Genomic DNA, 21,847 nt, shown 5'->3' with positions numbered 1-21,847 from the left:
TATTGTACAATACGCGAGCGGGGACGCTCGCACTACAATAAAAAAAATGCTTTTTACAAAACTGAGATGCTCCCTGAATCCGGCGGCTTGTATCCTGGCTGCTTTCGGTCAAAACGATCGCACGCGAGTGCATCACCAAAGCCAGGGCGATCGAATTTCTGCCCTTAAACAAATCCTTCGCAGTAACTCCAGATCGAACTAACACCCGCCCGAACCGCATTCCCCAGACCAACAGCACCAAACCCAGCACCAGCGTCACTACTATTTCCATAAGTTCAGAATACGATCGCTTAACTCGGTTGTAACTGAGATGTTGCACCATTCTCAATAAGCTTTTTAGCAACAGGCTTTCCGGCCTGTTCCACAAGAAGACTCATTCTTTGTGGAACGGGCATCTTGCCCGTTCTTGACGCAAGATGCCTGTTCCACAAGAAAATTCACTCTTTGTGGAACAGGCATCTTGCCTGTTCTTGAGAATGCTGCAAGATGTGAGTTGTAACATTTATGCGATCGTCCGTGGGGGAGCGGGGGAGGAGGAGAGAGGGGGAGTGGGAGCATTTTTCTTTTGCCTCCTGCCTTCTTCCCTCTTTCTTCAACCACACCTAAAATTTGCAAAATGTCAAGGGATTCGATCGACTTTTCCCCATCTTAGCCACCAAGTCCCAAACAAGATTTAGCGCCGGACAAAATCCCCCAAATTTTTTGCCACAAACGGTCACATCCGTTGTAATATAGATGTAAGTCACAGCCCGTTAAAGTAATCAACCAACAATTAAGTCGCTCAATATATTCACGCTCCAACGAGCGATGAGTTGTATTGAGCGCGCCTATTAAGGAGCGCTCAAAGCTCGTCACACACCCCAAATATTCAGCAAGAATCATGCCATCAAGAGCCGCCAACGATGTAGACGTAGCAGAGCAATATTGGCACTACCTAGAAGTATCCAAGGTTGCAACAATCTTAGAAACCAACCTGGAAAGCGGTTTAGAACCGACAGAAGCCAACCATCGCCAACAGAAATTCGGGCCCAACGAACTAACCGTTAAAGCAGGGAAACCAGCCTGGTTAAAATTTCTCCTGCAATTTAACCAACCCCTCCTGATCATCTTGCTGAGTGCAGGTTTAATCAAAGCAGTGATCGGAGAATGGCTAAACGCTAGCGTAATTTGGGGCGTAACCACCACCAACGCTACTATTAGTTTCATCCAAGAAGCTGGAGCCGAGAAAAAAATTGAAGCCCTAGCCCAAGCTGTCACTACCGAAGCCACAGTCATTCGGGGCGGCAAAAAATTAAGAATTCCCTCCAAAGAACTCGTAGTCGGGGACTTAGTAACCCTGACTTCCGGCGACAAAGTACCGGCAGACTTGCGCTTAGTGAAAGTCCGCGACTTGCAAATCGACGAATCGGGACTCACCGGGGAATCTGTTGCTGTCGAAAAAGAATTAGGACAATCGGGAGACTTGGTTCTGCCACAAGAAACGCCACTAGCAGAACGGGATAACATGGCCTATGCCGGCAGTTTTGTCACTTTTGGCCAAGCTAGCGGCATCGTAATTGCGATCGCCAATAAAACCGAAACCGGCAAAATCTCCCAACTATTAGATCGCCACATCGACCTCACCACCCCCTTAACCCGCAAATTCAACCAATTCAGTCAAAACTGGCTGTTATTCGTGTTGGGAATGGCAACCTTGACCTTCGCAGTCAGATTGGGGCGGCCAGTCCCAGAGGGAGTTTCAGCCTTTAAAGAAGCAGTCGAACCCGCTGTCGCCCTGATTGTCGGTGCAATTCCCGAAGGCTTACCCGCCGTCATCACCGTTACCCTAGCCGTAGGCGTTTCCCGGATGGCAAATCGCCACGCGATCGTCCGCAAATTGCCCGCAGTGGAAACCCTCGGCGGCGCTACAGTCATCTGTTCCGACAAAACCGGAACTTTGACGGAAAACCAAATGACGGTGCAAGAAATCTATTCTGGCGGCGAATCCTACTCGGTTACGGGTACGGGATACAGCCCCGAAGGTGAAATTCAACTCAACCAACTGCCAATTACTGTCAGCCAAACTCCAACTTTGCAAGAATGTTTGCAAGCTGGACTCCTTTGCAACGACTCTCAGTTGGAATTCAAAGACGATAATTGGATTGTCGTCGGAGATCCGACAGAAGGAGCGTTAATTGCTGCAGGCAAAAAAGCTGATTTGAGCCAGCAAATTTTGTCCAAGTCAATGCAGCGGCTGGATTCAATTCCCTTTGAATCTCAGTTTCAATACATGGCGACGCTGCACCGAACTCCCACTGGGAAAATTTTGTACGTCAAGGGTTCAGTAGAATCAATTATCGGCCGCTGCGGTTCCAGTCTCGACACTCAAGGAAATCCGGTAGAAGTCGATCGCGAACAAATCCACCATCAAGTCGATGAAATGGCAAAGCAAGGCTTGCGCGTCTTGGCTTTAGCGAAAAAGCCAGTACCGCAAAGCCAAAATTCCGTCGATCACTCGGATTTGGAGTCAGGGCTGATTTTCTTGGGACTGCAAGGTATGATTGACCCGCCGCGGGCAGAAGCGATCGCAGCCGTCCAAGCTTGTCAAACCGCCGGCATCCAAGTCAAAATGATTACCGGCGACCACATCGCTACAGCCAAGGCGATCGCCCGCCGCATGGGATTCCGCAAAACCAAGCACCACAGGGAACTTGTAGCCTACACGGGCGCTCAACTCGCCGCAATGAGCAAGCAGGAACTCGGCGAAGCCGTAGAAGCCGGCTCAGTTTTTGCCCGCGTCGCCCCAGAACAAAAACTCCGCCTCGTAGAAGCTTTGCAAAATCAAGGCGAAATCGTGGCGATGACGGGAGACGGCGTTAACGACGCGCCGGCGCTCAAACAAGCGGATATCGGTATTGCGATGGGCAGCGGTACTGAGGTTTCTAAGGAAGCCGCCGACATGATTCTTACCGATGATAACTTTGCGTCGATCGAATCTGCTGTAGAAGAAGGGCGATCGGTTTACAAAAATCTGCTCAAAGCAATCAGCTTCATTCTCCCAGTCAACGGCGGAGAATCGATGACAATTTTGCTCAGCACCCTCCTCGGTCGAGAATTGCCGATTTTGTCGCTACAAATTCTCTGGCTGAATATGCTCAACTCGATCACCATGACTGTGCCCCTGGCTTTCGAGCCCAAGTCAGCGGGAGTGATGAAACAGCAGCCCCGACCGGTAAACGAACCTTTCCTCACCGGAAATCGGATCAAGCGGATCATCGCTATTTCTCTTTACAACTGGACTCTGATTTTCGGAATGTTTGAATGGGTGCGCCAAGCTCCTTGGGGAACCTTGGAACTGGCCCGCACGATGGCGATTCAAGCTTTGGTAATGGGGAGAATTTTTTACCTGTTGAGTCTCAGCCAGTTGTTGCCTTCTTTGATTGCTAAATTTAGCGGTTCTAAGGAAGAAGTTAGCGGTGCTCCCGCCCTCGGTGTGGGAATTGTCCTGGCGGTGATTTTGCAGATCATCTTTGCTAATTCTCCGTTTGTCAATAGCATATTTGAGACGGCTCCGATGAATCTGGATCAGTGGTTGATTTGCTTCGGCGTAGCCCTGCCGATGATCGGTGTTGCTCTCTCCGTCAACCGGTTCGATCCGCCCAACTAAGCTGCTGCCCAAAAGTGCGATCGAACTTGGAGGTACTGCCACCGATTAGTAATTTCGGGTGTTCAGAAACCGGGTTTCTGGAAGAAACCGGGTTTCTCTGTTTTACACAAAATCGAACCTAAAAGCCCACGTCATATCATCTCCGGTAAATCACTTAGGATTAAGCGCCAATTTTAGGCCAATACGCTTGGGCCCGAGCCCGATCTCCCTGGCGCCCCCCCATCGTTGCGGGGGGACAAGAACTTACTCTTTCGTCCCCCAACAACCAGGGGGAGTAGGGGGTATGCGAGGGGATCACGCCCGGAATAAGCAGTTTTAACCCAAGCGTATTGAATTTTAGTCCACCCATGAAAACCAGTTAACCCTTTGAAAACACCCAAATCGTAAAAAGTTAATTATTTCTGTATAATACACTACAATTAGCTTTTAAAAAATAGACATATATTAACAAAGTAAATGTGCAGTGGCTGCGATGTTGGCAACTTATTGACAATAAATTTGAAGGCTGCCCGATCGGCATTCGCTACAACCGTTACCCAGCAAGTCTTGGTTTGAACCAGTTTTGATAAGCCAACCAGAGCGCCCTTCCCAACGGTTCGTTATCGATAGGGCGAGCCCAAAAGATTTACTTATCAAATGAATTTAATAATTGTTTTATAATTTGTGCAATAGTAAGGTAGAGTTAATTATCAAGCCAAGAAAACGTGCGGCTCGCAAAAAGTGAGTTCACACAACTCGGCCGCTCGAAATATCGATAATCAAAAAAGTCAAATCAGCAGGGATAGTTTAAAGAATTATGCTAGCGATAAATCTTTTGCTCCCTCCTGCCAAGGATCGCTCAAAACAGTTCGCTAAATTCCATTAGCGAACAGAAAAAAAGCGCCTTGATAAACTTCAGTGATGTCGTTACAGAAGATTATGAATTGCAGCGAGGCTAGACTATGACAAAATTTTCAGAGCAATTTTCTCGGCGTAAATTTATCGTTACAGCCGGTGCATCTGCAGTCAGTTCAATACTGCTCAAAGGGTGTTTGGGAAATCCTCCCGAACCGGGTGCAACTGCTGGCGGTGAGGCCGCTGCTGGTGGCGGGGCAGTGCCGGTGGCAACATCAGCAGTTGCTGTTGCCAACGAGAAAAGAGTAGAAGGAATTGAAAGCACTAAAATCTCATTGGGATACATCCCGATCGTCGAAGCAGCACCTTTAATCATTGCCCAAGAAAAAGGCTTTTTTGCCAAATACGGCATGACTGAGGTAACAGTCGCCAAACAAGCCAACTGGGGCTCCGCTAGAGATAACGTAGAAATCGGATCTGCCGGGGGCGGCATTGACGGCGGCCAGTGGCAAATGCCGATGCCTTATCAAATTAGTCAAGGCCTGATCACCAAAAACAGCACCCCAATCCCGATGTATGTTCTGGCCCAGCTAAACACTCACGGAAATGGAATTGCGATCGCGGGCAAACACCAAGGCAAAGGCCTCGGACTCAAACTAGACCAAGCAGCCCAAGACTACATCAAAGGCCTAGCGAAAGCAGGCACTCCCTTCAAAGCAGCCTACACCTTCCCCAAGGCTAACCAAGACTTGTGGATTCGCTACTGGCTTGCAGCTAACGGCATCGATCCCGACACAGATGTCAGCTTGCTGACAGTGCCGGCCGCCCAAACCGTGGCCAACATGAAAACCGGAAGCATGGACGCTTTCAGCACCGGCGACCCCTGGCCTTTGCGGATCGTCAAAGAAAACATCGGCTTCATGTCAGCGCTAACTTCCGAAATCTGGAAAGCACATCCAGAGGAATATTTAGCCATTCGCGGCGACTGGGTAGACAAGCATCCCAAAGCCACAGAAGCCGTGATAGCAGCAATCATCGAAGCGCAACAGTGGTGCGACAAGCCAGAAAATCGCGCCGAATTAGTTGCCATTGTTTCGGGCAAAAACTTCTTTGACGTATCTCCGGCTGTTTTGACTCCTCCCTATGAAGGCAAGTACGTCATGGGCGACGGCAAACCCGACATCAACGACTTCCAGAGGAGCCCGCTGTACTGGAAAGATAGTGTCGGCAACGTTTCTTATCCCTACGCCAGTCATGATTTGTGGTTCATTACCGAAAGCGTTCGCTGGGGTTTCTTGCCAACAAAAACCTTGGCCGACAAAAAGACACTCATCGGTAAAGTCAACCGCGCCGATATCTGGAAGAACGCAGCTAAATTAGCCGGAGTTGCTGATGCTGATATTCCGAAAAGTACGTCTCGCGGTATTGAGAAGTTCTTTGATGGCAAAGAATTCAACCCGGATCAGCCAGAAGCTTATCTGAGCAGTTTGGCGATTAAAAAAGTGTGATGGGTAAAAGCTTCCCATAATTTAGCCTCAAAAATTTAGTCTCGAAAGAAAACACCGCAGAAACAGAGGAGATAAGCAGGATGGCTGTAAGTACAAGTCGGAGAGGTAGAGTCGCTCCGCAAGCGGCGCTGGGCGACTTTTGGAAGAAGAATTCCCCGAATATATTGCCGCCAATCTTGGGGCTAATTGGATTTCTGTTTGTTTGGCAATTCCTGTCAAGTTCTGGAATTATTAAATTGCCGGGGCCGACAAGCGTTTGGACTGACGAACGGACGCGGATTCTGTTGATGTATCCTTTTATGAACTCCAAAACTTACGGAGTCGGCTTGTTTTGGCAGACTTTAGCTAGTTTGGAACGGGTGGCAAAAGGCTATACTCTCGCCGCTGCTGTGGGAATTGGCATGGGGGTTGTGGTAGGTACAAATCCTTTTCTAAATAAGGCTTTAGATCCGCTTTTTCAGTTTTTGCGGATGGTGGCCCCTTTGGCTTGGGTGCCCATTGCCCTGGCTGCACTGCAACAAAACGAACCTGCTGCTTTGTTCGTGATTTTTATCACTTCAGTTTGGCCGATTTTGATCAACACGGCTGAAGGTGTGCGCCAAATTCCAGACGACTATAACAACGTTGCGAAAGTGCTGCAACTTACTCGGAAAGAGTATTACCTCAATATCTTGTTTCCGTCGGCACTTCCTTACATCTTCACAGGATTGAGAATTGCGATCGGTTTGGCTTGGCTGGCAATTATCGCTGCGGAAATTGTGATGTCCGGGATTACAGGTATCGGCTTCTTTATTTGGAACGCTTACCAGCAAAACTACATCAGCGAAATTTTGTTAGCTGTAGTCTACATCGGGGCTGTTGGTTTGCTGCTCGATCGCATGATGGCTTGGTTGCAGCAAAAAATTGCTCCACCTCAAGGAAAATAGTTGTGCAAGTAACTCGCTAAATAATTTTGAGTTTTGAGTTTAAAGATTTGAGTTCAAAACTCGATATTTATATTTCAGGAAACTGCAATCTACACAGGGTTACGAAATCTCCAACAAGCGACAGTTAAAGCTAGCTGCTAATCTATAAAAACTAGCAGCTAGCGAAATAACAAACCTACAAAAAAGGCAAAAAAATCATGTCTATTTTGATTGAAATAGAACAACTGGAAAAAGTATTTAATTTATCAGACGGCGGCACATACGTTGCTCTCAAAGGCATCGATCTGGAAATTGAAAAAGGCGAATTTATCTCCTTAATCGGACACTCTGGCTGCGGAAAATCTACGCTGCTAAATATGGTGGCAGGTTTGGATTTGCCGACAGAAGGATTGGTGACAATTGAAGGACAAAGAATCACCCAACCAGGCCCCGATCGCATGGTAGTATTCCAAAACTATTCCCTGCTACCTTGGCGGACGGTCAGAGAAAACATTACCCTAGCCGTAGACTCGGTAATGAGCGGCTTACCCAAAGCCGAACGCCTCGAAATCATTCAAAAACACATCGACATGGTGGGCTTAACTCCCCACGCCGAAAAACAACCTGCATTGCTATCAGGGGGACAAAAACAGCGCGTGGCGATCGCCCGTGCTCTGGCCCTGCGCCCCAAACTGTTACTCTTAGACGAACCCTTCGGCGCTTTGGACGCTTTGACTCGCGGCAACTTGCAAGAAAAGTTGATGGAAATTTGCCAAGAGTACGAAATCAGCGCCCTGATGGTAACGCACGATGTGGATGAGGCAGTGTTGCTGAGCGATCGCATCGTCATGCTCACCAACGGCCCCGAATCGAAGATAGGCGGCATTCTCGAAGTAGACATCCCCCGCCCCCGCAAGCGGATGGAAGTCGTCTCACACCCCAGCTACTACGCTCTACGTAGCGAAATGATTTACTTCCTCAACCAGCAGAAGCGCGTCAAAAAACTGCGGGCGCGGAAAGTACCCGCGATCGCCCGCCACGGCCTGGAAAAAGTCAACCTCGAACTCGGCTTTATTCCGCTGGCAGCCTGTGCTCCCCTCGCTGTCGCCAAAGAAAAAGGCTTTTTTGCCAAGCACGGCCTGGATGAAGTCCACCTCGTGCGGGAAACAAGCTGGCGCGGCATCGTAGACGGCATCGCCGCAGGTTACTTAGACGCAGCCCAAATGCCCTCTGGGATGGCGATGTGGTTGAGCTTGGGGGGCCACCAAGAGCAGCCGATTCCGACGGTTACAGCCCTCACCATGAGCCGCAATGGCAACGGAATTACCCTCGCGAGGCGCTTTTACGACCAAGGGATCTACACTCTGGCAGACTTTAAAGAAATGCTGCATAGAACGCCGGCCCAAACGCACCGTATGGGCATCGTTCACCCTTCTTCGATGCACAACCTGTTGCTGCGTTACTGGCTGGCTTCCGGCGGCATTGACCCGGATCGCGATGTGTTGCTGAAAAATATCCCACCGGCTCAAATGATCGTTGACTTGCAGGGCGGCACTATTGACGGTTTCTGCGTCGGCGAACCTTGGAACTTGCGGGCATCGATGGAAGGAGTCGGCTTTACGGTGGCTACAGATTTGGAACTGTGGCCGGGGCATCCGGGAAAAATTTTGGGGGTGCGGGAAGACTGGGCAAATGCTTATCCCAACACTCACATTGCTCTAGTCAAAGCTTTGCTCGAAGCTTGCAACTATTGCGCCGATCCAAGTCGCGCCGCCGAGGTTTCGGAAATCGTCGCGGGAAGGGAGTACGTCGCTACTGATAAGAGTTACATCCAACTCGGCGACGCCAAATCTTCTGCTTGCAACCTCGATACTCCGATGCGGGAATACGCCCACCACTTGTTTTCGGGAGAGGGGGTGAATCGCCCAAGCCGCACCGAACAACTCTGGCACATGGTGCAGATGGCGCGCTGGGGCGATACTGTGTTCCCGCGCAACTGGGTGGAAATTCTGGAACGGGTGGTGCGAGTCGGTGCCTTCAGCACGGCGGCGCGAGAGCTGGGGATGGCTGATATTACTTACACTCGCGGTTCTCTCAGCTTGTTTGACGGCTCGGTGTTTAATGCTGACGATCCGATCGGCTATCTCAACAGTCTGGCGATTAAACGCGATTTCACGATGGCGGAAGTTGTACTTGATTCCGACCGTAGAGTTGCTTAAAGTGGTTTTCAGTAGGATGCAAACAGGGTAATTGCTAACTGTTTAGTTGCTCGTTGCTAACTTTCGGAAGCCATCCGTTAAATCCGTTACAGAATCTGTGGCCGAACTTCTTTCACCTATAACCCACTAACAAGTTCCAAAATCATGCTCAACACCACTACGAACCAAACTCAAACCAAAAAGCAAGACAAGAAAGTAAAGGATCGCCGGAAGCCTTTTTTGGTGATGGAAAATGTTCACAAATCATACCCAAATGGTTACAGAGCTTTAGAAAACGTTAACTTGACTGTAGCTGAGGGAGAGTTTATTACGCTGATCGGACACTCGGGTTGTGGCAAGTCAACGCTGTTGAATATGGTGTCGGGTTTTAGCCATCCGACTCAAGGCAGCGTCAGAATTAGCGGGCAAAAAATTGAGAAGCCGGGCCCCGATCGCATGGTGGTGTTTCAGGGTTACGCTTTGCTGCCTTGGCGGACGGTGTTTGAAAATGTTTACCTTGCGGTTAATGCTGTATTTCCTGAGAAGTCGAAGGTCGAAAAAAATGCGATCGTCAATGAGCATTTGGCGATGGTGGGATTGACTGAAGCTGCCCAGAAAAGACCGCCGCAAATTTCGGGGGGGATGAAGCAGCGGGTTTCGATCGCCCGCGCCTTGGCAATTCGCCCGAAAGTGCTGATTTTAGACGAACCTTTTGGTGCTCTGGACGCAATTACTAAGGAGGAATTGCAAGAAGAGTTGCTGAAAATCTGGAACGATCACCGCTGTACGGTGTTGATGATTACTCACGACATTGATGAAGCGCTGTTTTTGGCCGATCGACTGGTGATGATGACTAACGGCCCGTCGGCGACAATCGGTGAAGTTTTGGAGATTCCTTTCCCGCGTCCGCGCGATCGGGTTCAAATGATGGAAGATCCGGAATACTACAATTTGCGGAACTACGCCCTAGATTTCCTGTTCCGTCGCTTTGCACACGATCACGATGCCTAATCAGTTGGGAAATCAAAGTTCAAGAGGAGAATTATGAGACTTCTCGAACAAGTTTAATTCTTGTGCGGAGTAGGGATTAGGCATCCTGCCGGCCCAAGACGAGCTTTTTTGCAGAAGTCTATTGAAAAGTTTAAGCCCCAGTGTTCCCCGATGTCAGGGGAACATCGCTGCGGGCGCAATTTTCCCGATCCGGTTGGGTAAACTGAAGCTTAATGGTGGACGAGAAGTTTTTTCGGACGTTCGGATCTTTTTCCGATATTTTACGTCTACCAGCGAAGAGACCCGATTGCCTAGCTGTCGGTAAGCTGGCATGAATAGAGCCCACCTTCGATCGAGGGTGGGCTTCTTCTTGATGTTATTAACCGTTTGTGGGCGATCGGTGGTTGGTGCATTCCACCCTTGGAACTGGCACACTGCAGGAACGTTTATCGGTGTTTCATGGATTAAGGCTGTTTTCAATATAGCGGTTTTCAGTGGAGTGAAGTACAGACGATCGGGTAGGGAAACGGCCGATCCTAAGTCCGGCGCGGGACTCTGTGACTTTTAACAATTGGTATAAGAGTGATGATTGTAGCAATACTTTTTTAAATTTGTATCACTCAGGTTTGCACGGAAAACTCCTCTGGGTCAATATCCCAATTTACCCAGCGAATTGCTTCTTTAGCCGTTAGCGAAGCCCTCGAAGAGGATCGCACATCAGGAGGCACTCGCAACGCATGAATGAATCCCGTGCTCGGACAGGTCATTTTTAACAGATAAACTGGCTGTGGATTACCCTCGTCATCAAAATCATCGTCAAACTCGATGCTTAATAAAGTGTATTCCTGCCAACTATCTAATTCTGTCACCGCTAATTCTTGAATTATGCGATCGTAACCAATTCTCTCAATTAACACTCGACGCAGTTCGGCATTTTCTTCCGATAGAAGCCATTCTGCTTGCCACAAATCGGGGTGTACTTTTCCGTATTCTTCGGGTAATTTAACGCCGTGGTGAAAGTATAAACTGTAGCCGTCCGCAAATGCGATCGCCGGTTCTCCTTCAGCGTGTAGGCGATTTTCAGCGTCAAAGCGAAGGTGCAGGGGGCGATCGCAAATTATGCAAATTTTGTCAAACGGCAAGATCAACCCGCATTCCTCGAACAACTGTTGCTTGCAGCGAAGTAATTCTTGTGCTTTCTCATCGAGAGTAATACCAAATTTCGATATGAAAAATTTAGTTAAATGAATTTCTTCTAGCAGATTAGTAAGACTTAGTAGTTCTAGATCCTCAAAGTATGAGCGGAAATCATCTCCCAACGATTCTAAGTCATTTTTTAACAATTCCTGAAATTCTGACACCAGAGTGTAATCGGCATTCCGCTCTAATATTATTGCATCCGACAGAGCCTTCCACAACATCGAACCCGAAAATTCTACGTTCGCCCATTGAAAACAATTGTGGGATAAAAACTTTCCCCCTACTAAATTTGTGACCGCTATTTCCGATATTTGATCTCGCGATCTACCGTCAATTTCTAGGAGTTTAAAAAGTTCGAGAAAAGCCGCCTGCGGACTGCTACAAACAATAACTTTTGGTGCTTCTTTACCGATAGCTGCATAAATTTCTCTCACTGCTTCTGTAGCTTTTTGATCGTCAATTGGCTGCGTGGAGAGTGTCAGGTAGTTCTGAGTAAGTTCGATGGGCAGATTTAAGTCAGTGATTGGATTATTCTGGATAATTAGTCGTGTCAGGTTAGTAAGTCCCGACAACGGAGTTATATCGGTAATTTGATTGTCCCACAGATGCAAGTAGGTCAGGTTGGTGAGTGCCGACAGCGGAGTTATATCAGTGATTTGATTGTCAACGAGCAAAAGTCCTGTCAGGTTAATGAGTGCCGACAGCGGAGTTATATCGGTAATTTGATTACCAATGAGATAGAGTTTAGTCAGGTTGGTGATTCCAGACAGCAGAGTTATATCGGTAATTGGATTCCTGGAGAGATACAAGTGTGTCAGGTTAGTAAGTACCAACAGCCCACTGATATCGGTAATTTGATTGTAGGAGAGATCAAGTTCTGTAAGGTTAGTGAGTCCCGACAGCGGAGCTATATCGGTAATTCGATTGCTTTTTAGATCAAGTTTTGTCAGGTTAGTGAGTCCAGACAGCGGAGTTATATCTGTAATTTGATTGTTGGAGAGATTCAGTTCAGTCAGATTAGTGAGTCCCGACAACAGAGTTATATCGGTAATTTGATTATCTCTGAGATAAAGTTCTCTCAGGTTGGTGAGTCCCGACAGCCCAGTGAAATCGGTAATTTGATTACCGCTAAGAGACAGTTTGATCAGGTTGATGAGTCCCGACAGCGGATTGATGTCGATAGTTCGATCGTGATTGAAATCCAGTTCAGTAAAATTTGAAAGTATTTTCTCGGCTTCATTACCGTCAGAAGTGCCAGCCTTTTGTAATAGCATATTAACTGTATGCCTTGCTTCTTTTGAAAGACTATCTTTGTGCTTGCACCAGTCAGCAAAGCTACTGAGATTAATTGGTTGTTTTACTTGTTGTTCTGACATAGTAAATTTCGATTTGAGTTTGGTAAAATTAAGGCTTTCACAAGCGGGTTATTCGGCCTACCCTACAATAAAATTCACAGAACTTGCCCACTCCGATGAAAGAAACCGGGTTTTTGACCGAATTTGGGGGCTGCAACGAAGTATTTCGTAAAAACCCGGTTTCTGCGCCCCCCATGCGTCCAGGACTGTTAACCTTAGTCTGCGACATACCGCCAGCCTTGGGGCTCATATTCCCGCTGAATTCGCACCATCCAATTACCTTCGGGAATTGCAATAGCCTTATGTTCTTCATGACTCAGTAATGCTGTGGGTGAAAGCACTCGCAAATACAGAGTGCCGTCTTTTTCGTACAGTTCAGCTTGTCCCTCAACAATGCGGTGAGAATGTCCAGTAACTTCACCTTCGGCGAGTGTGAGGTGAGGCTGTTTTTGTCCTTTAATTTGCTCTGTGGGAGTGAGAATTACGTCGCCTTGTCTAATCGGTTGCATAGTTTTTTTGTTAATTTTGTGTGGTGGTGTTGACAGGTCGATCGCTCTGACTGTCAATTTTATAATACGAACATACTACAAAAATGTCAAGAGCCTGGTTTAATAATTTTTGTATAGGTTTGAAGTGCGATCGATTCCAAGTAGTAAAAGTTTGGATCTTAATTTACCAGCAAATCACTCTTTTCCTCTAATCTCCAGAAATGCCGCGCCGAAATTCTTTAACTGCTTCAACCCTAGAAGCCATCAGCAGACAGCGAGATAACAAGTTAATATCTAAATCTGGCAATATTTCGCTTTGGGCAATTTTTTCATAGCCGTGCGATCGCAAATGATACAAACCAAACAATCCATCTTCCCAAAACCAAACTTCCGGGACTCCCAAGGCTTGGTAGCGATTCAATTTACTCTCGTTACCGCTAGTAAATACAACTTCGATCGAGAGGTCTGCAATATCTCCCGATCTTCTGTTAATCAAGTAAGATTGGTCTGCTTGTGCGGATGCTTTTCCTTCTTGTTCTTGGGTAAAGCTTCCTGTGGGAGTAAACTCGATTTCTTTTTCGACAAAATACGTACCCAGCAACAGGGCGATGACACCGCTGAAGACTTCATGTTCTTGCGAAACTGCCAAAATTTCTACCTCACCTTTGAAATAAAACAGTCTAATTCCGGGGGAGTCAGAGAATCCCTGTTCGATTAGTTTGAATTGTTGCCAATCAATCCCGGAGTGAATTAACCGTTGGTCTTTTGGTTTGTCTAATGTTACTGTCATAGCATGACCTCCTTTAACTAATATATATTATCCTAAAAATGTGGCAACTGAAACCCGATCGCGCCCTGCTTCTTTCGCCCGATAAAGCGACTCATCGGCCATCGCAATTAGCTCTCCCGGCTGCGACTTCGCCCCCGGAATGCAGCAAGCTACACCCAAACTCAGCGTCACATATTCGCTGACAGCAGACTTAGCGTGAGCTATATGCAAACCCCGCACCTGTTGTGCGATCATTTCAGCTACGGAAGTGGCACCTTCAATATCCGTATTCGGCAAAACCACTACAAATTCTTCTCCACCGTAACGCGCTACTAAATCAGCAGCTCGCTTTACCGAATGCTGGATCACCGCCGCCACTTTCCGTAAACATTCATCCCCCGCTTGGTGACCATAAGTGTCGTTGTAAAGTTTGAAATAATCAATGTCGCACATAATCAAAGACAGCGGTGCTTCTTCCCTCGCCAAACGCCGCCATTCCGTATCGAGGTATTCATTAAAAGAGTGGCGGTTTCTTACCTCAGTCAAACTGTCGTAATTTGCCAAATAATGCAAGGCTCTGTTCACTGTTTCTAACTGCTGTTTCTGCTGCAGCAACTGACGGTTGAGTTCCGCCAACTGCTGTTCGGCTGAGTGCGATCGCAACAAATTTCTCACCCTCGCGAGCAATTCCCTATCGTCAAAAGGCTTTGAAATATAATCGTCAGCACCCGCATCCAAACTTTCGATCCGAGATTCCATCCCCGATCGGGCTGTCAAAAAGATTACCGGAGTAGATTTCAATTCTGGCGTGTTCCGAATCTCCTTGAGCAAATCCAGCCCGTTTTGTCTGGGCATAATTTGGTCACTCACAATCAAATTTGGCTGCAAACTTTTGGCTTTTTCTAAACCTTCAACCCCGTCACTCGCCACGGCGACTCGATAGTACGGAGTTAATAAAGTTTGGAGGTAAGCCAGCAGAAAATTGTTGTCTTCTACTACCAGCAACAGCGGTAATTCTCGGCTGTCACTTGTTAATTCTTCCAGATGATTTTTGTCGTCAAAACTGTTAGGTTCCGGCAGCGGGGTCTGGGGTGTGGTCGTCCGGACATTTCCCGAACCCCACTCTCCCGATCCGAATCCACTCAGTCCAGCCAATTGGGCGATCGCGATCACCAACTGATTCGCTTCCACCGGCTTCGACAAATGCCTCTGAAACCCGGCCTCCAGCGCTTCGGCCGAATCTTCTTCCTCAATGCCTCCCGTCAGCGCCACGGCCGGTAGCAGTTCCCTGTGCTCGGACATTTCCATTGCTCTGATGCGGCGGATTAAATCGCAGCCGTCGGCTCCCGACACCGCCATATCGCTCACCAACACGTCGGGCCGCGACTGTTGCAACTCGGCCATCGCTTCGCAGGCGCTACCCACCGCTGTTACCTTGGCTCCAAATGCTTCGAGGCCTGTTTTGAGGAATTGCCGGATCTCGGTGCTGCTTTCGACCACCAGGACTTGCTTTCCCGCTAGGGGTTTGGAAACCGATCCGGGTCTGCTTTCCCTTTGGGCGATCGCAGCAGTGCGATCGTCGGGTGCATTTTTGTTGGCGCTCGGTAGCAGCACCCCAAAGGTCGCCCCCTGACCGAGGCCGGGACTCGAAGCCCAAACACTTCCCCCGTGCAGTTCCACTAACTGCCGCACAATTGAGAGCCCGAGCCCAAGCCGATTTTGTTCCTTGTTCTGGAAGCTGTCTGCAGGGCGGAAGTAGTCAAAGATGTGCGGCAGAAATTTGGGGTCGATGCCGCAACCGCTGTCGCTGACCCGAATCAAGACGCCCGACTCAGTAGGCTCGATCCGCACTTGAACTGGGTATGGTGTGGATTCTGGGGTGAATTTGATGGCGTTTGCAAGGAGGTTCCAGACTATTTGCTGCAAGCGTTCTGCATCTGCCAAAACGTAGCTGACGGCGGGGTCGAAATGTTTTTCTACGCGGAGGTTTTTGGCATCGGCGGCGGGACTGAGGGTGTCGATCGCAGATTCTACGATCGACGGGAGGTGAACTGGGCCGATGTTCAGGCACACTTTCCCTCGCAGCAACCGCGAGAGGTCGAGGAGATTGTCTATTTGTCGGTTTTGTAATTTGGCGTTGCGCTCGATGATTTCCAAAGCGCGGCTGGTGGTGGCTTCGTTTAAATTGCGTGATCGAGCTAGCTGCGCCCATCCCAAAATCGCGCTCAGGGGCGATCGCAATTCGTGGGAGGCGATCGCCAGAAATTCGTCTTTTGCCCGGTTGGCTTCAGCTTGGGCTGCTTCAACGGCTTTGCGATCGGTGATGTCGAATCCGATCGCCAAATACTGACAGGGTTTTCCCTTGCAGTCCAACAGTGGAACTACTGCTGCGTACACCCAATAATCACTTCCATTCTTGGCTTTATTCTGAATGTCTCCTTGCCAACTTTTACCTTTGGCAACAGTTAATAGCAGATTTTTGATGATTTCCGAAGATTTATATTCCGAATGGAGGATGCCGAAGTGGCTGCCGATTAGTTCGGCGTGGGAATAGTTGGATATGGAGCAAACTCGTTCGCTGACATAGTTAATAATTCCTCGCGCGTCAGTCCTCACCGCCAGTGTCGATCGGTCGATCGCTCTTTTAAAATCTAAACATTCTTGTAGCGACGAATCTAGTTCTTTTGTGGTAGAAAATTGACCGAGCCGATCGGACGCGTTTTGTTGCGGGCGATCGGGCTTATCCTTACTCCGTTGTTGGATTTCCATTGCTTCTATTTTCCCCTGACGGCTGACACCTAATCTACTCGCATCCTGATTCATTATCACAATTTTCTTTCCCGCACCGGCGGGTGTAATATTTTGTATCTCTTCATCTTCCTGAAAATTTGGCAGGCACCACATCCACTCGGGAGTCACCTCAATTGTTGTTTATAGTTGGCTAAAGTTTGTCAATCTGAGGACTGATTTTTCATATCTAGCCGATCGTCGGCTGCAGGCTCATTCCTTTTTATCTTGTTATCTTTTATATTTTACTAGGGGGAATCACTGAGAAATTTATGGTGTAGAGCACACACCGACAGTTGCATTGTTGTTTGAAACGGATATCATAACCGTCAACTTTTTTCTCACAATTACTCCTAGTATCTGGCACAAAGTCTCGTCTTCGGCCGGCTTTCGGGTCTGTGGCATTCTGCCTCATCTACACTGAAGGAGATATATCTGCAGGGCTAGACAGTTCCCAAATCACGGACTGGTTTGGATGCACAAAGTCCCTGTCTGGCGATCGTCCGTAACTTCTTTTAAATTATTTTCTTCAACATCTTGACAGGTCTGTATATTTTTTGTATTATAAAATGTAATATGCCTTCAGAGAAGAGAATCGGCCAACGGCCTTGACGCACTCAACTATTAACAATTTGAGGAAAATCGTCTGTGAATTTATCTGTGAATTTATCTGTGAATTTATCTGTGAATTTAGACGCTGTACGCGAGCAATTTGAACAAAGAGCCTTTGATTATGACGGTTTAATTCCCCGCCTCATTCCGCGCTATGGCGAGCAACACGATGTAATATTGCAGTTAATCCCTTCTGAAACTAATGGTAACATAAAAGTTCTGGATTTAGGTGCGGGAACTGGCATACTGTCGGCTGTGATTCTGCAAGCATTTCCTCAAGCAAAAGTCCTAGCCTTTGACATCGCCCAAAATATGCTGAAAACTTGCCAAACTAACTTGTCCGCTTTCCGAGAACGGCTGACCTTGCAGCAAGGAAACTTTGCCGAAGATGATTTCGGCAGCGGTTACGATTTGGTAGTTTCAGGGTTAGCAATCCACCACCTCGACAGCGCAGGCAAACAACAGCTATTTCACAAACTTTTCCACTCGATGAATCCCGGGGGAATCTTGCTAATTCGAGATATTGTGACAGGTGCTACTCCCCGGCTGACTGAGCAATACGAACAGTTATGGCGGCAGTACATGAAAGCTAACGGAGAAGACGATGCAGCCTGGTTTCAAAAATATCGAGAAGAAGATATTCCCTCCTCTGTAGAAGAGCAGACAAAGTGGCTTGCAGAAGCTGGTTTTGCAGACGCCGGATGTCACTGGCGCTATCTAAATTTTGCTATTTTTGGCGGAGTTATCCCAAGGTAGAAGGCATTCGGCAGAATGCAGAGTTTTTGATGCTTCTCAAAATATAAAGGTCGTGAAAAATCGCCGATTCAACACTTTTTTATTCGCGGACGCCGAACCTAATTGTGTAGGTAGTTAAGGGCGGACTTTACCGCTATAATTCGCGCGCAAGACCATTTTTTACGTCCGGGAATCATTTTCTGCCAACCTGTAGAGGCGCGTTCACTCAAGCGCCCTCTGGCAGTGCAAACAGATTCAACAAACCCGCATCCAATCAACGAGATAACCCGCTAGTGAAATTTTGTAAAAGGTGATTTAAAAGCTGAATAAATCAAGTAAAATTATGAACCATTCTCGATTAGTAAAAATCAGCCGATATCTCAGCAAACACCTGCGTCACGCGCCCTCGCGCATCGGCATTGAACTCGCTCCCGGTGGCTGGGTTCCTGTTAGCGAAATCCTCGATGCGTGCCAAAAAAATAACTTTCCAGTTCAGCTTGCAGAACTCAAAAAAGTAGTCGCGCAAAACGACAAGCAGCGCTTTTCCTTTGACTCCACCGGCACTCTAATTCGTGCCAACCAAGGACACAGCGTAGAGGTTGACTTGCAGTTAGAACCCGCTGTTCCCCCAGATATTTTATATCACGGAACAGGTAGCACAGCCGTCGAGTCTATTCTCAGTCAAGGAATTAGGAAAATGTCGCGGCATCACGTTCATTTGTCGGTGAATATCCAGACGGCGCGCCAAGTAGGTGCAAGACATGGCATCCCGGCAGTCTTGACTGTAGATGCCGCAGCCATGCAACGCGATTGTCATACATTTTACTGCTCGGAAAACAAAGTTTGGTTAGTAGATTTTGTGCCGCCCGCTTATCTCAAAATAAGTTGATAAATTTCACTTTTTTTGTATAAGGTGTACCACAAAAACTGTAAAATAAGGGTAAGTAGGAGTTTTGCAAAATGAGTGCGGAAGATATGGGCGATCGCGAAAACAATTTTCATCAAAACAATTCTCAAAATAGAGGTCTGCTAGGCTCTGGTTGGCGACCTTTTTACCGTCAATTTGATTGGGGACACCTGGTACATTTAGCGTCTAGCGACCCCCAAGAACTCGCTCAAAAAACTTTAGGGGCAGCTAGCGACATTGCCGACGCAATGGGACGACACCAATATACTTGGTGGGCCAATATTTTAAATGTCTTCTCGGAAAATACTCGCTACGAAATTGATGAATTTTGGGATTACATTACTCCGCAGCCAGTTTACCCGGATTACCGCTACAAAGACATTTTAGCTACCGAAACGCCTGTGGTGCAATTGGTCAGCCGCGCTAGCATTCCCATCGACTACGTTCTCAACAAACTCCAAGAGATTACTGTTTTCAAAGTTCTGGATTTGCTAGGGAAACCGGATGCGATTACCCAGTCTTTTATGGATAGACATTTTTCTTATCCCCCGGAGCGATTTGTTAGCTGGGAACGCTTGGAAGTTTTGGGTACTGTTTATGCTTCTTGGGCCCGATTCGGCTGCTGGCTGCAAATTGACAGCTACGACAGGGGAAGACGCTGCTACACTCTAATTTGCCAAGATATTGCGCCGCTAGTTAGCAAGGCAACTTATAATTTAGCGGTGATTCTGGGCGGGTACAAAAGCCGCGTCGGACAGGTTCACAGCCAGTTCCCAATTCGCACGTTTTCTGCGGAGGTTCAAAGTTTTACCGATACAGTTCAGCAGGCAATTTTGGATCAAAATCAGTTGGCTGTTTTGGTTAGTGGCGAACCGGGGACGGGCAAAACTGCTTGGACGCAAGCGGTAGCAAAGGAAATTTTAGTTCCGCTGGGTTATGTGATTTTTATCTTAGACCACGATGCTGTGGAAAATTTTGTGCCACCGAGTTATTTAGAGCGGATTTGTATTATTATCAATGAGGCTGATAATTTGGCTCAAGATCGATCGACCGCCGAAGCACAACGCACTAACAAAACTGAACACATTTTGAGTTTGCTGGATGGAACTTTGTATCAAAGCGTCATCGACGAACACGGCATTCAATTTCAGCAAAAACTCGTAGTTTTGATGACTTGCAACACCACTGAAAGATTAGATCCTGCAATGTTACGGAAAGGGAGAGTAGATTTTACCAGTGAATTTACGCACAAATTTGTTTGAGCGCTCTCTTGAATTATCAAGCTATCTGGCGATCGCACTGGCTACACGCTCTCATACCATCTTCGATGTGGGATTTTCAATTAAAACAGCAGGAGTCCCGCACTCTAACGGTACCCCGTTGAGTGTCGGGAGGAATGCGCGTGAGGCTCAAGAGCTGAACAAATTATCTATAAACGCAGACAGAATCTCTTCAACACGTGATACAATCTTGTCATGAAACAAGTCCTGACAGTATCTTGCAAGCTCCAAGTAACGCCTGAGCAGTCCCTCAAAATTGATGCAACCCTTCAGGCGTTTGCGAATGCTTGTGAATATGTGAACCAAACTGTGCCGCCAACCCTGACAAATGAATTGGCGATGCAATATGCAGGTATATCACGAGGTCAGAGAGATGTTTGGACTTTCGGCGCAGCTAGCAATCCATGCTATTAGACGGGTTTCGGGCAACAGAAAAACAGCTAAAAAAGATGGGAAGCCTGTTAACAAATTTGCTCCTACTAGCGTCACTTACGATACCCGTATCTTTTCTTTTAGGGAAAAAGATTGGACAGTAAGTTTGACTACTACTGGTGGTAGGGAGCGGTTTGCACTGGCTATCGGGAACTACCAACTTGGATTATTGAAAGGTCAAAACCCCAAGACTGCTACTTTGTGCAAACGCAAAAATGGCAGTTACTATCTTAATATTCAGCTTGAATCTCAGCCAGCAGAGCCTCCCCCCAGCAATCAAGTTTTGGGCTGTGATTTGGGTAGGACTGATATTGCAGTTACTTCTGATGGAGATACATTTAGCGGTAAACAAATTACCAAAGTTAGAAATCATTATGCCAAGTTGAGAGCAAATATCCAGCGAAAAGCCACGAAAGGCACACGCAGCTCTCGGCGTAGATGTCGAGAATTGTTGCAACGGTTGTCGGGCAAGGAAAAACGCTTTCAGACCTTAGTAAATCACACTATCAGTCACCGTGTCGTAACGAAGGCTAAAAACAAAAATCAAGTTATTGCTTTGGAAGATTTGACGGGAATCAGGGAGCGCACAAATCAGCAGCCACGCTCAAAAAAAGAGCGGAGACGATTCAATAGCTGGGCCTTCTTTCAGTTGCGCCAATTCCTGATCTACAAAGCTATAAAGCATAGCGTAAAGATTTTGTTTGTGGAGCCTAGATACACTAGCCAAATGTGCCACAAATGCAATCATATTCACCCTGTAAAGGGTGAATCTTATAGAAACGGCAAAAAGTTTGCTTGTGGTCATTGTGGATGGAAAGGTGATGCCGACTTAAACGGCAGTAAGAATATTGCTGCTATTGGGGCTTTCGTAAATAAGCCCGAAGGTTCGAGATTGTTTTGCAATGTGCAAGATCATTTCAGGGCTATTGAAAGCCCACACTGTACCTGTACTCAGGGAGCGTGCTGGGTAATTTACTTAAAGAATTGGAAATGACGGATGAAGCTCCAGGTTTGGAGCACGGGCCTACAGTTGCATTCTTTTGGGAACTTGTCTAAAATACCGAACAATCATCAGGAAATCCTCTAAATATCAAAGTTTGGGGGAAACTTTCTTGAGTACCTATAGACCATTGGTGTCAACAATCGCCTAAAACCCTTTGTCTCTATCGTTTTTTGCCTAGTCTCGCTGCCCTCTTGCGCC

The 21,847-nt window shown here is 47.4% G+C and carries 14 protein-coding genes and 3 pseudogenes; 10 read left to right on the top strand and 7 right to left on the bottom strand.

Annotation, left to right across the window (positions count from 1 at the left end; genetic code table 11):
* Together QT992_RS25495 and QT992_RS25490 are read right to left on the bottom strand one after the other, a co-directional pair.
* A pseudogene (locus tag QT992_RS25495) lies at positions 1–322 on the bottom strand (hypothetical protein); the annotation flags it as partial.
* A gap of 14 nt (positions 323–336) precedes the next feature.
* Positions 337–459, bottom strand: coding sequence for a hypothetical protein (locus QT992_RS25490; protein ID WP_333378028.1), 123 nt, complete (start codon positions 457–459; stop codon positions 337–339).
* Between the two features lie 421 nt (positions 460–880).
* On the opposite strand from QT992_RS25490, the gene QT992_RS25485 reads away from it, so the two are divergent.
* The 5 genes from QT992_RS25485 (at position 881) to QT992_RS25465 (ending at position 10,102) form a co-directional block, all read left to right on the top strand.
* The gene (locus tag QT992_RS25485; RefSeq protein WP_333378025.1) at positions 881–3,646 is read left to right on the top strand and encodes an HAD-IC family P-type ATPase; all 2,766 of its coding nucleotides are present in this window, start codon (positions 881–883) and stop codon (positions 3,644–3,646) included.
* 941 nt (positions 3,647–4,587) lie between these two features.
* A complete protein-coding gene (locus tag QT992_RS25480) occupies positions 4,588–5,988 on the top strand; it encodes a CmpA/NrtA family ABC transporter substrate-binding protein (protein WP_333314387.1) in 1,401 nt (466 codons plus the stop codon).
* Between the two features lie 80 nt (positions 5,989–6,068).
* Positions 6,069–6,914: a nitrate ABC transporter permease gene (ntrB, locus tag QT992_RS25475; RefSeq protein ID WP_333314389.1), complete on the top strand. Its 846-nt coding sequence runs from the start codon at positions 6,069–6,071 to the stop codon at positions 6,912–6,914.
* A 197-nt stretch (positions 6,915–7,111) separates the two neighbouring features.
* Positions 7,112–9,112, top strand: coding sequence for a nitrate ABC transporter ATP-binding protein (locus tag QT992_RS25470; RefSeq protein WP_333314390.1), 2,001 nt, complete (start codon positions 7,112–7,114; stop codon positions 9,110–9,112).
* 144 nt (positions 9,113–9,256) lie between these two features.
* Entirely contained in the window at positions 9,257–10,102 is an 846-nt protein-coding gene (locus tag QT992_RS25465; RefSeq protein WP_333314391.1) for a nitrate ABC transporter ATP-binding protein, read from the top strand.
* A 599-nt stretch (positions 10,103–10,701) separates the two neighbouring features.
* Here QT992_RS25465 and QT992_RS33730 read toward each other — a convergent pair.
* The 5 genes and pseudogenes from QT992_RS33730 to QT992_RS25445 all read right to left on the bottom strand — a co-directional run.
* Positions 10,702–11,316, bottom strand: a pseudogene (locus QT992_RS33730) (DUF6745 domain-containing protein); the annotation flags it as partial.
* Between the two features lie 483 nt (positions 11,317–11,799).
* A pseudogene (locus tag QT992_RS33725) lies at positions 11,800–12,555 on the bottom strand (leucine-rich repeat domain-containing protein); the annotation flags it as partial.
* 296 nt (positions 12,556–12,851) lie between these two features.
* The gene (locus QT992_RS25455) at positions 12,852–13,145 is read right to left on the bottom strand and encodes a hypothetical protein (protein ID WP_333341768.1); all 294 of its coding nucleotides are present in this window, start codon (positions 13,143–13,145) and stop codon (positions 12,852–12,854) included.
* Positions 13,146–13,332: 187 nt separating this feature from the next.
* Complete coding sequence (locus QT992_RS25450) at positions 13,333–13,914, bottom strand: Uma2 family endonuclease (RefSeq protein ID WP_333314397.1); 582 nt, start codon at positions 13,912–13,914, stop codon at positions 13,333–13,335.
* Between the two features lie 27 nt (positions 13,915–13,941).
* The gene (locus tag QT992_RS25445) at positions 13,942–16,812 is read right to left on the bottom strand and encodes a diguanylate cyclase (RefSeq protein ID WP_333341770.1); all 2,871 of its coding nucleotides are present in this window, start codon (positions 16,810–16,812) and stop codon (positions 13,942–13,944) included.
* Between the two features lie 516 nt (positions 16,813–17,328).
* Between QT992_RS25445 and QT992_RS25440 the strand changes: the two genes are divergently transcribed.
* The 5 genes from QT992_RS25440 to QT992_RS25420 all read left to right on the top strand — a co-directional run bounded on the left by QT992_RS25440 (position 17,329) and on the right by QT992_RS25420 (position 21,640).
* A complete protein-coding gene (locus QT992_RS25440; RefSeq protein WP_333314401.1) occupies positions 17,329–18,048 on the top strand; it encodes a class I SAM-dependent methyltransferase in 720 nt (239 codons plus the stop codon).
* A gap of 322 nt (positions 18,049–18,370) precedes the next feature.
* A complete protein-coding gene (locus QT992_RS25435) occupies positions 18,371–18,916 on the top strand; it encodes an RNA 2'-phosphotransferase (protein WP_333314403.1) in 546 nt (181 codons plus the stop codon).
* A gap of 71 nt (positions 18,917–18,987) precedes the next feature.
* A complete protein-coding gene (locus QT992_RS25430) occupies positions 18,988–20,196 on the top strand; it encodes an AAA family ATPase (RefSeq protein WP_333341772.1) in 1,209 nt (402 codons plus the stop codon).
* A 213-nt stretch (positions 20,197–20,409) separates the two neighbouring features.
* A complete protein-coding gene (locus tag QT992_RS25425; protein ID WP_333378020.1) occupies positions 20,410–20,628 on the top strand; it encodes a hypothetical protein in 219 nt (72 codons plus the stop codon).
* Positions 20,588–21,640: a transposase gene (locus tag QT992_RS25420; protein WP_333378018.1), complete on the top strand. Its 1,053-nt coding sequence runs from the start codon at positions 20,588–20,590 to the stop codon at positions 21,638–21,640. The genes QT992_RS25425 and QT992_RS25420 overlap by 41 nt, the downstream gene beginning before the upstream one ends.
* The last annotated feature ends 207 nt before the right edge of the window (positions 21,641–21,847 follow it).

Origin of the sequence: Microcoleus sp. T3_D1 (genome assembly GCF_036700405.1) — a bacterium.
Taxonomy (GTDB): domain Bacteria; phylum Cyanobacteriota; class Cyanobacteriia; order Cyanobacteriales; family Microcoleaceae; genus Microcoleus.
This window is presented reverse-complemented; position numbering and strand designations above follow the sequence as displayed.